General features: G+C 42.4%; 14 protein-coding genes and 1 pseudogene. 13 read left to right on the top strand and 2 right to left on the bottom strand.

The features are described 5' to 3' along the window. The 13 genes and pseudogenes from QXV08_RS08340 to QXV08_RS08400 all read left to right on the top strand — a co-directional run. Positions 1-227 (top strand): annotated as a pseudogene (locus QXV08_RS08340) (ABC transporter ATP-binding protein); the annotation flags it as partial. Between the two features lie 618 nt (positions 228-845). Continuing rightward, on the top strand, positions 846-1,787 hold the full coding sequence (locus tag QXV08_RS08345) for a pyridoxal-phosphate dependent enzyme (RefSeq protein WP_342821492.1): 942 nt from the start codon (positions 846-848) through the stop codon (positions 1,785-1,787). Positions 1,788-1,853: 66 nt separating this feature from the next. Continuing rightward, positions 1,854-2,861, top strand: a complete 1,008-nt coding sequence (gene pdxS / locus QXV08_RS08350; RefSeq protein ID WP_342782638.1) for a pyridoxal 5'-phosphate synthase lyase subunit PdxS — start codon at positions 1,854-1,856, stop codon at positions 2,859-2,861. Between the two features lie 2 nt (positions 2,862-2,863). Further along, on the top strand, positions 2,864-3,460 hold the full coding sequence (gene pdxT / locus QXV08_RS08355; protein ID WP_342782639.1) for a pyridoxal 5'-phosphate synthase glutaminase subunit PdxT: 597 nt from the start codon (positions 2,864-2,866) through the stop codon (positions 3,458-3,460). A gap of 459 nt (positions 3,461-3,919) precedes the next feature. Continuing rightward, positions 3,920-4,972: an aminopeptidase gene (locus QXV08_RS08360; protein ID WP_342821493.1), complete on the top strand. Its 1,053-nt coding sequence runs from the start codon at positions 3,920-3,922 to the stop codon at positions 4,970-4,972. A gap of 94 nt (positions 4,973-5,066) precedes the next feature. After that, positions 5,067-6,332 carry a M20 family metallo-hydrolase gene (locus tag QXV08_RS08365; protein ID WP_342821494.1) on the top strand — a complete coding sequence of 422 codons (1,266 nt, stop codon included), beginning with the start codon at positions 5,067-5,069 and terminating at the stop codon, positions 6,330-6,332. Positions 6,333-6,586: 254 nt separating this feature from the next. After that, positions 6,587-7,693 carry a DUF917 domain-containing protein gene (locus QXV08_RS08370; protein ID WP_342782642.1) on the top strand — a complete coding sequence of 369 codons (1,107 nt, stop codon included), beginning with the start codon at positions 6,587-6,589 and terminating at the stop codon, positions 7,691-7,693. Between the two features lie 383 nt (positions 7,694-8,076). Then, positions 8,077-8,238, top strand: a complete 162-nt coding sequence (locus QXV08_RS08375; RefSeq protein ID WP_342821495.1) for a hypothetical protein — start codon at positions 8,077-8,079, stop codon at positions 8,236-8,238. Between the two features lie 183 nt (positions 8,239-8,421). Beyond that, positions 8,422-10,071 (top strand): ABC transporter substrate-binding protein, encoded by a 1,650-nt coding sequence (locus QXV08_RS08380; RefSeq protein ID WP_342821496.1) that lies wholly within the window; start codon positions 8,422-8,424, stop codon positions 10,069-10,071. A 13-nt stretch (positions 10,072-10,084) separates the two neighbouring features. Then, on the top strand, positions 10,085-11,107 hold the full coding sequence (locus QXV08_RS08385) for an ABC transporter permease (RefSeq protein ID WP_342782645.1): 1,023 nt from the start codon (positions 10,085-10,087) through the stop codon (positions 11,105-11,107). Next, the gene (locus QXV08_RS08390; RefSeq protein ID WP_342782646.1) at positions 11,104-11,982 is read left to right on the top strand and encodes an ABC transporter permease; all 879 of its coding nucleotides are present in this window, start codon (positions 11,104-11,106) and stop codon (positions 11,980-11,982) included. The genes QXV08_RS08385 and QXV08_RS08390 overlap by 4 nt, the downstream gene beginning before the upstream one ends. Positions 11,983-11,984: 2 nt before the next feature. Next, complete coding sequence (locus tag QXV08_RS08395) at positions 11,985-12,944, top strand: ABC transporter ATP-binding protein (protein ID WP_342821497.1); 960 nt, start codon at positions 11,985-11,987, stop codon at positions 12,942-12,944. Next, a complete protein-coding gene (locus QXV08_RS08400) occupies positions 12,944-13,903 on the top strand; it encodes an ABC transporter ATP-binding protein (protein WP_342782648.1) in 960 nt (319 codons plus the stop codon). The genes QXV08_RS08395 and QXV08_RS08400 overlap by 1 nt, the downstream gene beginning before the upstream one ends. Positions 13,904-13,974: 71 nt before the next feature. Here the strand turns inward: QXV08_RS08400 and QXV08_RS08405 are convergent, their stop codons facing one another. Further along, positions 13,975-15,255, bottom strand: coding sequence for a zinc ribbon domain-containing protein (locus tag QXV08_RS08405; RefSeq protein ID WP_342821498.1), 1,281 nt, complete (start codon positions 15,253-15,255; stop codon positions 13,975-13,977). After that, the gene (locus QXV08_RS08410; protein ID WP_342821499.1) at positions 15,239-15,841 is read right to left on the bottom strand and encodes an IS607 family transposase; all 603 of its coding nucleotides are present in this window, start codon (positions 15,839-15,841) and stop codon (positions 15,239-15,241) included. Before QXV08_RS08410 ends, QXV08_RS08405 begins: the two co-directional genes overlap by 17 nt. Between the last annotated feature and the right edge of the window lie 540 nt (positions 15,842-16,381).

Consider the following 16,381-nt stretch of genomic DNA (forward strand, 5'->3'; position numbering starts at 1 on the left):
GCCAGGCGAAGATTGTAACTATTCTAAGAGCATTATCATTAAACCCAGAAGTACTTTTGCTAGACGAGCCATTCACATTCCTAGATAAGAGTAGAACCAGGATACTACTTGAAGACATAGTAGAACTATCCAAGAAGAAGGTGATCATAATTGCAACACATTATATGTATAGAGAGCTCGATGAAATAAAGAACCAAGTAATAGAACTACCATTATCAACGCCATAACCCCTAATAACCGAGGCGATCTAGAGTTACTCTACTTAACTACCGCAACTTACTACCGCAACCCGTTGAGAACCAGATTCACGAGCATAATCATCAGCTGATCATGCTTCACACCACAAACCTCCCTTGCCTCAACAAGTTAAGAGCTCGAGAGCTAAATCATGTTCACCAGATGCGGATACATACTGGAATGAAAGACATTAAACATCTCTAAGGATGGTTCAAATCCAAATTGTACACTTCTACGAATCCTCGCAGTGTAAGAGGTGGTTCAGATATTAGGCCGGCTATGAAGGTGGAGATAAGAGTTATATGCCTAGGCTAGGGTTTAGGAGAAGCAAATGAATTCCTACAATGAGTATAGATCCTTAGTCATGTTCTCGTGGTTTAAATAAATAACAGACAACGATTTATAAGGGAGGCGAGCTTACTTCAATGATCTTATCTAGTGAGATCTATTTAAAATGCTCTCAATGTGGTTATGAGATCTCCGCTGGAAACAATGAGATCATGCTTACTGGTAGATGTCCTAGATGCCATGGTCTTCTGTTCATCAAGTATCGCAAACCTGTTTTCAAAGTAAACAAGAACGAGCGAGGTATATGGAGATACTCTTTATTGCCATCCTTCAAGAACAGAGTTACACTTGGTGAAGGCTTAACACCTGTAAGTCGGGTTGAGGAGATACTAGTTAAAAATGAGAAGTTTAATCCTACAGGGCTTTACAGTGATAGAGCATCTGCGTTAATTTCATCCTTTCTTAGAGATATCGATGCTAAAAAGGTTTATGTCGGGTACTCCGAGGAGTTCACGAAATCTCTTATCTATTACCTAGCCGGTGTAAGTCTATATATAGTGGCAAGTAGCATATTCGATATAGATCCGGAAGATATCATGCTCTTCGCTAGCAAAGGGTTAGACCTTGTTTACGAGTATCCGAATGATGCAGCAGTTGTATACTATGAAAACCCCTTAACTATTGAAGGATTAAAGACAATAGTTTTCGAGCTTTATGAAAAGAGTGTTAAAACCGAGAACATAGTTGTCCCAGCGAAGAGCGGTATTCTAGCTTTATCACTTTACAAAGGAATTGAAGATTTAAACGAAGCAGGGATCGAGACTAGCTTTCAAGTCACAGCTGCTACTCTAAAAGGTTTTAATCCGCAGATTCTCAGGAATCTGAGGAGAGTTAAGGTCTTTGAAGTTTCAGAAGTCGAGCTTTATGAAGCGTATAGGAAACTACTGAGAAAAGGATTTAAGATAAAACCTCTTGCAGCATTGAGCTATCATGTTGCAGAGATCATAGGAAACTCTGTAGCCGTTGTAACTATGGGCTACAAGACGCGAACCACAGGTAGAGGAAGTGATGTGAAGAAGCTTGTACTAGACATAGTCTCTAGAAAACCTCTGATAACAGCCTACGAAATATGGAAGGAGAAACCTGTGTACACTCTGAGAGCCGTCTATAAAGCTATTAAGAGCATGGAACTTAATGGAGAAATATGCTTTGAAGTCAAGACAAGAGGTGTACGCAAGGTTAAATTATACAAGCTTTGTTAGTTCTTATTGAACGTTCCATAAGAGTTATATAAGCTAGCTCGCAAGAATCCAACCTGGGATTGAAAATTGAAACTCGTAGACGCCTACACCTATCTTGAGAAGCTTAGAGACTTCATATACTCACTACTCGAATACAGAGATAGAGTTAAGGAGAGCGGATTAGAAGTTATACCCATACGCGAGGCAACACCATTAGTACGCTACGGGTTCATATCCATGTTCAAGAGCGGAGTTATAATGGATGTTACAAACGAGAAGCAGGCTGAGATCGCCGAGAATGCTGGTGCTGTTGGTGTGATGGTTCTAGATAAGTTGCCCTACGATGTGAGAACAGCTGGTGGAGTTGCTAGAACAGCTGATCTCAACGTTATAATGAGCGTGATGAATGCTATAACAATACCTGTCTCAGCTAAGTGTAGAATCGGGCATGCTGAGGAGGCGAGGTTGCTGGAGAATATAGGCGTAGATCTGATAGATGAAAGCGAGGTTCTAACTCCTGTTGACGAGAAAAACCATATTAACAAGTGGGATTTCAAAACACCCTTTGTCAATGGTGCTAGAAATCTGCCGGAAGCTCTCAGGAGAATCTATGAGGGTGCTTCAATGATTAGAACCAAAGGTGAGCCTGGTACAGGTAACGTTGCAGAGGCTGTAAGACATATGAAGCTTGTTAATAGAGATATAGCCACCCTGAGAGGATACCTCCTAGCTGGTGACTACGAAGCTATATGGTTCTATTCGAAGGAGAATAAAGTACCATACGAGCTCGCACTACTAACAGCTAAGCTGGGGAGATTACCAGTGGTTAATTTCGCTGCTGGTGGTATAGCAACACCTGCTGATGCAGCACTAATGATGTGGCTTGGTGCAGATGGTGTGTTCGTGGGCTCTGGTATATTTAAGAGTCAGGACTCTGAGAATAGAGCTAGAGCTATTGTGCTGGCTACATCCTTCTACGATGATCCTGAAACTGTTGTTGAAGCTCAGAAGATGGTGTCTGAGAAGTATTCAATGCTTGGTATCGATGTTAGAATACTGAAACCAGAGCAGCTTATGCAGGTTAGAGGTGAGTAAGAATGGTTGTAGTAGGAGTTCTCGCCTTACAGGGAGATTTCCTAGAACATTTGGAAATACTGAGAGAACTCGGTGTTGAGACCAGGATTGTGAAGAAACCTGAAGACCTCTCCACAGTAAACGGGTTAGTAATACCTGGCGGTGAATCGACGACTATAGGAACACTAATGGCGGTCAAGGATCTCGGCGATCACTTAGTTAAGCATCTAGAAAAAGGATTGCCTGTTATGGGAACTTGTGCTGGTGCAATACTACTAGCTAATAAAGTTGCTGACAGGGTTGTTGGTGAAACAAATCAGTACACGCTCAAGGTTATGAACATAAGTATTGTTAGAAACATCTTCGGTAGACAGAGAAACTCCTTCATAGCTGATGTAGAAGTAGAGAACGTAGGAGTAGTAAGAGCTGCTTTTATCAGAGCACCAGGTATAGTTGAGGCGTGGACGCCTGCGAAAATAACAGGCTACGTAGAGCATCCCACAGTCGGAAGAGTTGGTGCAGTAGCTGAGCAGGATAGTATATTAGCTCTGACATTCCACCCCGAGATAACAGGTGATAAGAAGATCTATCAATACTTCGTAACAAAGATCAAGAGATAAACTATTTCTCGAAACACTCCTACCTACAGATTTACAACAGACCCCTCCAACTCCAACAAGAACTTCTCAAAAGCTTTTTCCACACATGCGCCTACATCTTTTTTCTCATATTTTCTAAAATACCTGCGAAGGGGTTTACACTTTCAGAATTATTAGTAGTGTCTGCTGATGTAGCTTTCAACATTTTCATGTAGTGAACATATACAGCGAGAAAACTTGTATCCACTAGTTAAGGTGCTTTAGCTACTCTGGTCTTATGAGCATAGCAACCACTTCATAGAGGTAGAGAATCAGAGATAGAGATAGAGTTTCATTCTTCACGCTTGTTATGAAGCTTTGCTTAGAATGATGCAAGATATCTGATAAATAGAGCTAAATATTCGTGGGCTATATCGTAATTGATATAAATCGAAATACTTATATATCCTTAGGTGGCAGAGTAAAAATTAGGTGGATTCTTTGACTAGATTCTACGAGTGGGAGATGTATCATGCCGCAAAAGTATTAATTAACGATATCTTCAAAGTGAAACCTGGCGAGTCTGTTGTGATAACTGCCGATACAATGTCTGATGAAAGAGTAGTAGAAGCTGTAGCTGGAGCAGCACATGATGCAGGTGCGAAGGTTATTACAGTCTGGATGCAAGCCTCACCTTATGGTGTTGGAAAGCAGACAGATCTCGTACTACCAGTTGAAGGTCTTGCCGCTCTTCTCTCGAAAGTTGATATATGGATAGAGTTCAATTATCAGTGGCTACTCTACTCAACAGTGTTCGAGCTCGCCTTTAAAGAAAACAAAAAACTGAGATACATGTGCATGGTTGGTATGAGTGTTGATCAGATGGTTAGACTTATTGGTCGTGTAAACATACCTATTCTACAAAAGTTCCAAGACCTCCTAGTTGAAATGACTAGAAGAGCTAAAAGAATTAGAATAACTAATACAGCTGGTACGAACGTGACATTTATAAATGATCCGATCCGTCCGATAGTAAACGATAAAGGAGATGCATCTGCTCCAGGCATATACATGGTTCCCGGGCAAATATGCTGGTCACCCATCTTCGAAAGCATTAATGGTGTAATAGTATTTGATGGTATCATTAACCCACCGTTCGACCAACCACTCAGAGAACCGGTTAAACTCTACGTCGAGAAGGGAGTAGTTGTAAAAATAGAAGGCGGGAGTGAAGCAAGGATCTTTGAGAATTGGTTAAAAAGCTTTAACCACCCGCAAATGTTTAGACTGGCACATATATGCTACGGAGTAAATCCAGGTGCAAAGTTAACAAGTAGCATCATTGAAGCAGAGAGAATATGGGGTGCAACAGAATGGGGTCTCGGCTACGTAGACACAACATTAACCGGTGGCGAACCAATACCAGCACCTTCACATACTGACGGAATAACATTGAACTCCTCAGTATGGCTTGACGATGTCTTAATACTTAAAGATGGAAGGTTCGTGGAACCGCGATTAGCAGAACTGCAAAAACAGCTCGGAATCACCTAGCTTTTTCTATAAGCTCATGCTCACATGTTTCCAACAATATATGAATAAAAATCTTTAGATTTGCGGACTACTATTATAACCTAGGTGAGTGTTTGTGTCAGAAGAGATCTTAAAACGAGTTGTAGGTAAAATTGATTCTCTTAAAGACTATGCTGTTAATCTCATGCTAGAGATCATACGTAGACCTGCGGTAAATCCTGCTTTTGGTGGGGAAGGTGAGTATGATAGAGCAATGTTTCTCTTAGATGAAATCAAGCAATGGGGGTTTAGTGATATAAAGATAATTAACGTGAGAGATCCGCGTGCTAAGAATGGGGTTAGACCTAATATCATAGCTTATATAAAGGGTGAGACAGGTGATAAGCTATGGATCCTGGCACATCTCGATATTGTTCCACCCGGCGACTTAAGTGCGTGGACTGTTACAAAACCTTTTGAACCAATCATCAAGGAAGGTAAGATCTATGGGAGAGGAAGCGAAGACAATGGGCAGGCAATAGTGTCTTCTCTAGTAGCTGCTAAAGCTTTACTAGAAGAAGATATTAAGCCTAGGAGAACAATTGCGATAGCGCTGGTAAGCGATGAGGAATCAGGATCAGATTATGGCATAGGCTACTTGATAAAACATCATCCAGAGTTATTCAATAGAAACGATATAGCACTCGTACCAGATGCTGGTGTGAGTGATGGTAGTTTCATTGAAGTCGCAGAGAAGTCCATACTATGGTCTAAACTAAGATTTAAAGGAGTACAAGCTCATGCTAGCATGCCTCACAAGGGTTTGAACCCTCACAGAATCGCTGCAGAGTTCATCCTTCTACTAGATAGGCTTGTGAAAGAGAAATATGGAAGAATAGATCCATTATTTGACCCACCTATGACAACATGTGAACCGACTATGGTAGGAAACTCAAGCGGATCTCCAAACATTATACCTGGAGAACATGAAGTAGTGTTCGATTGTAGAATTCTACCAGAATACAACCTAGATAAATTCCTCGAAGATCTCAATAGATTGTTCAGCACAATTAAATCTGTATATGAGAAGAAAATAGGCGAATCATTATTCCCACAACTTGAGCTAGAAATCTCAATGAGAGCAGACGCAGCTCCACCCACACCAATAGACTCGCCTATTGTCAGCTCACTAGTAGAAGCTTTGAAAACGCTTAGAGGTTTATCACCTAAGATCGGAGGAATAGGAGGAGGTACTGTAGCAGCATTCTTCAGGAGAATAGGTATCCCTGCAGCAGTATGGTCTACGATAGATGAGACAGCTCATTCACCGAATGAATACTGTGTAATAGAGAACCTGATCGCAGACGCGAAAATAATAGCGTATCTGATGGTAAAAACCTGAACGCTAGAAATTAGTAAATGAGCGAGCCCTCTAATACAATTTTATCTCTGACTTTATTAACAGCACGAAAGTTGTAAATGACGGGGATGCTAGCTATTATTAGTAGTACACAGACCTTAACTGTCTCGTACTATTTAAAGTAATATGAATGTGCGGCATAAGTTCGGGAGGGAGGAGCAACCTATAAACGTAGAGTTCTATGCTTCTGCGGAAAGTATTTATTTTCCCAACCTATTTTTAACGAGGCGAGTTTAATGTGGTCTATAACCAGTATTGATGATGCTGAGAAGCTTGTTCTTGGAGCAACTATTCTAGGCACAGGCGGAGGCGGCGATCCGCGAGAAGGTTTCTCAATGCTGAAGAACGTTCTAGAAGAGGGTAAGAGAATCGATGTTATAACTCTCGAAGAGCTTCCGGAAGATAGTTTGATAGTAGTTCCATACTATGTTGGATCAACGGCTCCAGGCTTGAAGCCTAGGAAGAAGATTAGAATAGCCGACGCCATTGGTAGGGCTTTTGAAACTATCGAGAAAGAGCTGGGTGCTAGAGTTGGTGCTGTTATTGCGAGCGAGCTTGGAGGTGCTAATACTCCGGTGGCTTTGAGCATAGCAGCTAGGCTTCGAATACCTGCCATAGACGGAGATCTGCTTGGCAGAGCTGCGCCAGAGTTACATCAGTGCACTGTCCACATATTCAACATACCCATGTATCCCTCAGCAGTAGTGTCTGAAACAGGCAATATAGTGGTTATAAAGGAATATGCAGATATAGATGATTATGAAGCAATAGCAAGGTATTTATCGGTTTTAAGTGGTAGATTTGTAGCAGTAGTTGATACACCGATGAAAAAAAGTGATGCTGAGAAAGCTGTTGTAAGAGGTACTCTCTCTAAGAGTCTTAGACTTGGAGATGCTGTGCTAAAAGCCAAAGCAGGTGGAAGAGATCCTGTGAGAGAGATAGCTAGAGTTCTCGAAGGATGGGTTGTATTTAGAGGTGTGGTTGAAAGTTATAAGTGGCGTAATGAAGGTGGCTTTCTAAAAGGCGAAGCAATTGTAAAAGGCTTAAACAGGTATAAGGGTAGAATTCTCAAAAGCTGGATCATGAATGAGCATATAATGGTATGGCTTGATGAGAAACCTCTTGTAATGCCGCCAGACCTCTTCATGTTAATAGCTGATGACGGTACACCAGTGACAAACACAGAGCTTAGAGAAGGGATGGTGGTTAGTGGAGTAGCTGCTAAGGCGCCGGCTGTGTGGAGAACTCAACGAGGTCTCGAATTATTCGGACCAAGACACTTCGGCTTCGACTACGATTACATCCCCGTAGAAGAACTCATTAAACAACACGATATTATGTAAGTATGAAGGTCTTACTTATAAATCCAGTAGAGCATTCAAAGTGGAATGAATCGAGTAAAGCTTTATATAAGAGGTTTCTCCCCCGATGTGCATGTATATGTAGTCTCTCTTTCAAGAGGTCCTCTAACTGTTGAGACCGCTGAAGCATACGGAGAGGCAGCAACCCTGGTTGTAGAGAGGGGGTAAAGAACTATCTAACGAATATGATGGTATGATGGTGTAATAGTAAACAGTTTCTTAGATCCTGGTGCAGAAGAGTTAAGACAAGAGATAAAGAGAGTAGTTATAGATGCAAGCAAGGCTTCCTTAGCTCTCGCTAGACTTTATGAACATCCTATATACATGATAAGAGTAGGTGTCGAGAGGAAAATATTAGACCTTATGTGGAAGAAGATGGCGGAGCTAGGCTTCGAAAAATTGTGGTAGATATAGTCAGTATTCTCATCGGTGTAACAGACATTAACAAGAATAGGGAGAGAATACTTAGCCTACTATTTAATGTGGTGAAATCTGCGACAGCGAGAAAGCCGCAGAAGCTGGTATAAACGCCTGTGATAGACTCGGTTAAAGCTAGTGTTCTCTTAATGATGATCTTGTTAAAATTGCTTGAAAAATATTCTATATGTGAGCTGGATTGAATCAATAAGTTTTAACTTTTAACGAGATGAAATACTTAAAAGCTATGAGTACACTAACAAACTTAGTGTACACGGAAGAGGTGTAGATCTATGAAGGCTATATCTAAACAGCTTGTGCTGGTTGTTGTTGTAGTTGTAATTGTTGCAGCGGTATTAGTCGGTACACTTCTCACATCTCTCTTTCAGCAGCCCTCTGCAGTGTCTAGAAAAACTGTTGTATATGCTTCTCTTTCTGAGATGACGAGTGCGGATCCTAGTACAGAATTCTCTAACTCGATAATGTGGCTTCCACTAGTATACGAACCACTTGTATGGTATGATGCACTTAAAGATCGGTTCATACCAGCATTAGCCGAGAGATGGGAGAGCAGTCCTAATGGTACTGTGTGGACTTTTTATATCAGGAGAGATGCTAAATTCCATGACGGCTCGCCAGTTAACGCGGAAGCTGTGGCGCTTAGCATAAATAGAACAATAACACTTAAGGGAGGTGCAGCATACATATGGGATCCTGTTGAGAGAATTGAAGTCGTGGATGAGTATACTGTTAGATTCTATCTCAAATACCCAGCACCCTTACTCAAGATCGCAGCATCACCATATGCAACATATATCTTCTGTCCTAACGTAGTGAAGTATGCTAATGCAGCTAATCTCACAGATCCCAAGGTAGCAGACTGGTTTAATAAAGGTAATGATTGCGGTAGCGGACCTTATAGATTAGTGAAATGGAATCCTGAGTCCGAGGTAGTTTTAGAGAAATGGAGTGAGTGGTGGGGTTGGAAAGAACCTAACTATCCATGGAGATCGTCACTCGACAAGGCGCCGGATATCTTCATCATAAAAATAATCAAAGATGCTGCAACTCAGAGCAGGATGTTAAGAGCTGGGGAGATAGATATAGCACAATCCGTTCCTGTGGAAGATCTTAAATCTTTTGAAAAAGATCCTAACTACGTTGTTGTGCGTGAACCTAGTTTCCAGAACCTATTAATGCTGATAAATACTAAGAAACCTCCGCTAAACGATGTACGAGTGCGTATGGCGATAGCTCATGCAATACCATACGAAGACATAGTTAATCTAGCGCGTGGAGGTCTAGCTAGAGTTGCTAGCGGGCCAATACCCTATGGTTTATGGGGTCACTTCGATAACTTAACATATACCTACGACCTAGAACTGGCTAAAAGACTACTAGCGGAAGCAGGATATCCAACAGGCATACCTAGAACACTTACATTAGTGTATACTGCTGGAGATATTTATGAGGCTAAAACAGCCGAGATCATAAAAGCATCACTAGCTAAAATCGGTATAAATGTAGAGATCAGGCCAATGTCATGGGAGGAACAATGGGCACTAGCACAAAAAGGTTGGGAGAACCCCGAAGAAGTACAGGATCTATTTATATTCTATTGGTGGCCTGATGTTCTCTCACCAATAACATACCTATATAACATGTTCTCCAGTCAGAGCAAGGCATTTAACCTCTGCTACTACGAGAACTCTACATTCGACGAAATAATAATGCAAGCATACAGGCTTGAAGGATCAGATCCTCAGAAAGCCCTTGAACTATACTACAAAGCTCAATATATACTGTACACAGATGTGCCAGCCATACCACTCTGGGATATGACCGATATAAGAGTAGCAACTGCACATATTAAAAACCTTGAAAACGCTATAAACCCAAGTTATCCTACTGTCGTATTCGCACAAATGCTCATCGTAGATTAGACGGTCGATCTGCATGCCGGTGACATATGAATACGTTATTAAAAGGCTTTTTTTACTTGTTCTCGTCGTGCTCGGCGTTCTTGTTATAACCTTTATCTTAACCCGTGTCATACCGGCTAGGCCGGAACTGTTGTGGGTAGGTCCTCACGCAACTCTTGAAGCCATTGAAAAAGCCAGAAAAGAGTTGCACCTAGACGAACCTATATATGTTCAACTCGCATATTACTTAAAGGACTTCTTTACCGGCAACTGGGGTGTGTCGTGGAGAACAAAGCAACCAGTTCTCCAGGATATACTCTCAGCGCTACCCGCAACCCTAGAGCTAGTGATAACAGGCTTTATAATAGCTGTAATCGCTGGCATACCGCTAGGCTTCTACTCAGCCTTAAGACTGGGAAGTGTAAAAGATGACGTAATTCGTAGCATAGCTGTGATCGGAGCGTCTATACCCGTCTTCTGGGTAGCATTAATATTGCAACTTGTATTTGGAATCTGGCTTAAGATGCTACCGGCCGGTGGACGCATCGATACAGCACTCGCAATGGCGACAGGCTTCAGACCTATAACAGGTTTTTACCTACTCGACTCGTTAATAGAGGGCAACATAGCAGTATTCATAGATGTTTTAAAAAGACTGATTTTGCCAGCGATAACAGTGTCTCTTTACCCGCTAAGTCTCACTATTCGAATGGTTAGATCCCTGGCTGTAGAGGTCTTGAATGAGAATTTCGTAAGGTTTTTAGAGGTTAACGGAATAAAGAGGAGAACGTTGATCTATAGGTATGTCTTGAGAAGCGTGATTTCACCAGTAATAGCTTCACTAGGTCTCAGCTTCGGCTATACTCTCATAGGTGCTTTCATGGTAGAGCTTGTATATTTGTGGCCAGGCATAGGATACTACGTGGGTATGGCACTCTTAAGTTACGACTACCCAGCAGTGCTCGGTTCAATAGTGTTCGTAGCCTTATTCTACTCCGTTATAAACCTCATTGTAGACCTAATATATGCCTGGATAGATCCACGGGTGAAGCTATGAGTATACAGCTAAGAGGATTCTTTAGGTTCGTTATGTATAGAAAGATCTATCTGGCAGGTCTTGTCATCGTTATACTATTCGTTATCACAGGTATTCTAGCCCCTTATATCGTTAGAAGTCCTAAAGATGCGTGGGGTATAACCTACAACCCAGAAAAAGCTTTTAAACCCCCCTCACCAGAAAACCCGTTAGGAACCGATGAGCTTGGAAGAGATCTACTTGATAGAGTAATTCTTGGCGCAAGATTTTCTCTAATCATAGGAGTATTCGTTGTTTTACTATCTCTATTTATAGGGATACCCATAGGCCTCGTAGCAGGCTACTTTGGCGGGAGGCTCGGAACCATGTTGATGAGAATTGCCGACATATTTCTGGCATTCCCACCCCTACTTCTAGCCATAGCATTCGCATCCGTACTTGGAAGAGGGGTTTTAAACACAATTATCGCGCTCGCTCTCTCCTGGTGGCCTTGGTACACTAGACTAGTTTATATCCAAACAACATCTGTAAAATCTTTGGCATACGTGGATTCTGCTAGAATACTGGGATTAAACCCTCTAACAATAATGTTCAAGCATATATTCCCTAACATTACTACACCTTTAATAACACAAGCAACACTCGATATAGGATCAGCTATATTGGAGGCATCTGCGTTAAGCTTCCTCGGCATAGGTGTCTCACCACCTACACCGGAATGGGGTCTTCTAGTTAGTGAGGGATGGCAGTATATTAATGTAGCATGGTGGATTTCCTTCTTTCCTGGTCTGGCTATATTAATAGTAGTACTAGGGTTTAACTTGCTAGGTGATGCGCTTAAGGAATATCTAGATCCGAGGGTGAGAAACTACATGATTAAGAGAAAGGTGAAGTAGTGATGAGCAGCATCATTATATCGGTACGCGATCTCGTAGTCAACTACTACACATTCGGAGGAGTGATTAAAGCTCTCAGAGAAGTAGATCTAGATATTAACCATGGAGAATCTATTTGCATCGTTGGAGAGTCAGGTTCTGGTAAATCTACATTGGTGCAGGCGATAGCAATGATCCTTCCTCAAAACGCTGTAATTGAAAGAGGCTCTATAATCTACGATGGGATTGATATATCGAGAAACAATAGTTTAGATGTAATATCTAAGGTAAGAAGAGAGATCGGAATGGTTTTTCAAGACCCCGCCACATCTTTTAGCCCTTTATTCCCAATAAAGCAGCAATTCGTGGACGTGCTTTCGGAAGTATTAAAAGTGACGACTGAGGAAGCACTCATGATCTCTGAGGAGGCGCTTAAGAATGTCAGGCTTATCGAAGTTGAGCGAGTTCTGAATTCATACCCCCATGAACTGTCAGGTGGAATGTTGCAGAGAGCTGCTCTCGCGCTAGCTCTGGCTAAGAAACCTAAAGTACTTATAGCTGATGAACCTACAACTAATCTGGATGTGACCACCCAGGCAGAAATACTAGAGCTTATCAAAATGCTCAAACAAAAACACGGTCTAACACTGATAATGGTTACCCATAATTTCGGGGTTGCGGCGCAGGTCTGCGACAGGGTTGTTGTAATGTACGCTGGAATGATCTTCGAAGAAGGACCTACAAGACAGGTTCTAAGCGATCCACTACACCCATACACTAGAGGGCTGTTAACAGCGGTACCTAGAATAGGCAGGCTGTCAACACCAATACCTGGACTCTTACCAGATCCTCGAGAAGATTTCAAAGGTTGCCCATTTTACAGTAGATGCAGCAATGCTAGAGAGGAATGTAGTACTCAAAAACCTTCTCGCGTTGTTCTTAGAGAGAGAAGAGTTTTCTGCCATCTATATGGGGGATCCTAATGGAAATCCTAAGAATAGAAGATCTCTACGTGTATTTTCCTATTAAGAGAGGCTTATTTGGACAGACTGTAGGGTATGTTAAAGCGGTTGACGGAGTATCTCTTGATGTAAGTCGCGGCGATGGGCTTGCTATAGTTGGTGAAACAGGTTCAGGCAAGTCTACAATACTTAGAGTTATACTTAAACTTCAGAAACCAACACGTGGAAAAGTTTTCTTCGAAGGTAGAGATATCTTCTCGCTGACTAGATCTGAAGAGAGCTGGTATCGTAGGAAAGTTCAAGCAGTTTTTCAAAACCCATTTCAATCACTTAACCCTAGAATGCGGGTATACGATATACTTGTAGAACCTCTGAAGAGATACATGAAACTTGGAAAAAGCGAGGTAGAGAGAAGAGTTCGCGAGCTACTAGAATTAGTAGGACTGTCGCAGTCTGTTCTAAACCAGTACTCGGCCAGTCTAAGTGGTGGACAGGCTCAGCGTGTTGCAATAGCACGGGCGCTTGCTATAAACCCCGAGCTAGTACTTCTCGACGAACCTACGTCGGCTCTTGACGTCTCTATACAAGCGCAGATACTTAACCTTTTACAGGAGCTTAGGCATAAGCTCAATGTAACATATCTTCTGGTGACGCACGACCTAGCGATCGTGAGCTCTATTGTCGAGAAAATCGCTGTATTATACCGCGGTAACATAGTGGAGATAGGCTCTGTAAATGATATTTTCAGCAAACCTCTACACCCATACACTCAAGCACTGATCGCATCTATCCCCGACCCATTTAAAGACATAGCAAACACAGCTACCGGCAGGTTTTTGAAAGAAGAGGAAGTATATAGAGAGGTTAGCGGTTGCAAGCTAGCCTACAGATGTCCTTACGCAGAGAAAAAATGCTTTGAAAAAAGACCTCCGCTACATAACATACAAGGTAGACTCGTAGCTTGCTGGCTTTATGCATAGTCTTAGAGAATTTCTTAAAAATCTCGAAAGCTTAAAAGAACAGATCTAGGTATTCTGATGGGGTTCGGGTTTCATGTTGGTTGATGTAGTTTGATATCGACCCTTGGCTTCATCGTCCTCGGGGCACCTTTCATCGGTGCCCATGTCATTGGTCTCCACCCGTTCAGGGTAACCCCTACCCACAGCTCACCCTCATTGGGTTCACGGCTGTGGGGTAACCCCCACATCTTGGTGTACTTGAGGTAGATGTTTACGGATGCGAGCTTCTGCCTATCCAGTTCGAGACCGCATCTCGGGCATTTGAACATCCTGCCCACTCGGGTCTTCACCACGTACCCGCATCGTGGGCAGGTGCGGGAAGTGTTGTGTGGAGAGACCTTAACCACTAGTGCTTTCTCTGAGAGCTTTCTGTGTATTGTTTCCCATGGTGTTCTAGCGTTTCTCTTCCTCCTCTTCTTACTGGTTCTCCCCTTGGCAACCATGTCCTCTTTCTCGAGGTTTTCGACGACGTGAACAGCGTTGGGGAACATGGTGGTTATCTGCTTAACGAGCTTGTTTATGTAGTCTCTCTCCCTGTTTCTCTCTCGTTTAGCGTACTTCTCGAACAGCTCTTTCTTACCAATTGATTGAACAGTAGCTTTCTTCTTCTCATAAACAATCTTCAAGCTCTGTAGGTACCTCAGGTCAACCCTGATGAACCCCACACCTGGAGAGTAGCCGTCGAGAGATAGCTCGTTCGAATCCCATGCAACAACTCTCTCAACGCTGTAGACCTCGGTTTTCTTGAACGGAATAAGCACTCTATCGTCCTTGAGGATCACTTCACCAACCCTCCACCCCTCAACTCTCCTGCTGAACCACTTTCCTCTCCACGAAACCTCAAGGTATTCACCCGGCTTCAGAGTTATCCTCACCACTTTCCTCCCGTAGTCAACCTTCATGAGCGTTATCTTGCATCTAGCAAACCTTCTCTTAATCCTCGGTTTAACCTTCTTGGCTTCTCCCTTCAGATACCTCTTCCTCCAAGACTCGATAATAGAATACGCTGTTCTGATGACAGCATCAACCCAGTGTTTAGCATATGGACACTCTGTGAGCAAGGTGTCTCTAAGCATCTTCTTGAACTTCCTATCAACAGGTATCCTTGGAACCTTAACCTTATACCCTAGTTCAACACGAACTCTTCCTCTTCTCATGGATAGCTCTGGAAACCTGTACTCCCATACAATGTTCTTCCATATAATGTCAACCGCTCTCTGGAGCGTTCTAGTGTACCATGTTACTAGCTCTTCTACTCTCTCATCTCTTATTGGAATGCTGTACATCCTCACTACTTCACGGGTCTTCAACAAGTTTTCTCACACTTTCAACCACTTTCTCGTACTTATGACTCCTCATACCATAGAGCTTTCCAGCGAAGTGAGATATGATGGTGATCAAATCCTCCACGAGCTCCTCCTTCGGGTCTTTATCCTCGTGGTTTAACACGATCACTTCTACACCGAACGCTCCAAGAAGCTCTACCAGTGTTTTGAACCCGAACCTGGTGAGTCTATCTGGGTACGCTACTACCACCTTGGATATCTTCCTCTCGGTTGCGAGTTTCAGTATTCTCTTGAATCCTTTTCTATCCTCGTTGAGGCCACTACCGATGTCTGTGACGACCTCGTACTTCTCTACGTTGTTCTGCTTAGCCCACTCCTCTAGAACCTTCACCTGTCTTTCGAGATCGTCTTTCTGTGTATGAGAGGAGACGCGAGCGTAGAGGATAACCGTCTTAGGTTTAACAATACCCATAAGCTTCTCAACGTCTTCCTCTCTGAACCTCCACCTACCACTCTCGAGAACAACTGGTTTAATCCAACCTCTCCTAACATACTCTCTCAAAGTAGTGTAACTGATACCGAGCCTCTCACAAACCTCCTTTGGTCGTAGCATTAACACCTCCAATAATAAAATGATATCAATCCTTATAAACCTATATGAAACCCGAAACAGTTGCGCAAGGCTTGCAGCATAAGCCTTAGCTCTGCTAGAGATGTGTTTTCGTATGTTTACTACTTAGAGAATTTAAAGATCTTCATAGCATCTATAACTACTACGGTGATAGAATTTATAAGAGCGGTGGATAGACTGCTGCCTGTGTCTGATTCGCTTCTGATACTCTGACAATCTATACAGGTGTTAGTATCATGTAGAATGCAAATCACTCTATAAAGCAGAGGAGCACTATTATACCTAATTCTCCTACACCTTCTTTTTCAATCTCTCTATCATATCTACTGGGTGTGAGTATACGGCTGGTGTTCATGTAATCTCATATGCTCTCTACTCTGCAACTCTCATTGAAGCTTCTATATTAAGAGGTGGTACATCTTCTCTGCTTACTCTTAAGTCTATCAGAAATGGTTTCTCTGATCCTAGCATCTCTTCTATGGCTTTATCTATGTCGCTGTCATCTCTAACAGTAGCTCCGAG

The organism is Desulfurococcus sp. (assembly GCF_038881575.1).
Lineage (GTDB): Archaea > Thermoproteota > Thermoprotei_A > Sulfolobales > Desulfurococcaceae > Desulfurococcus.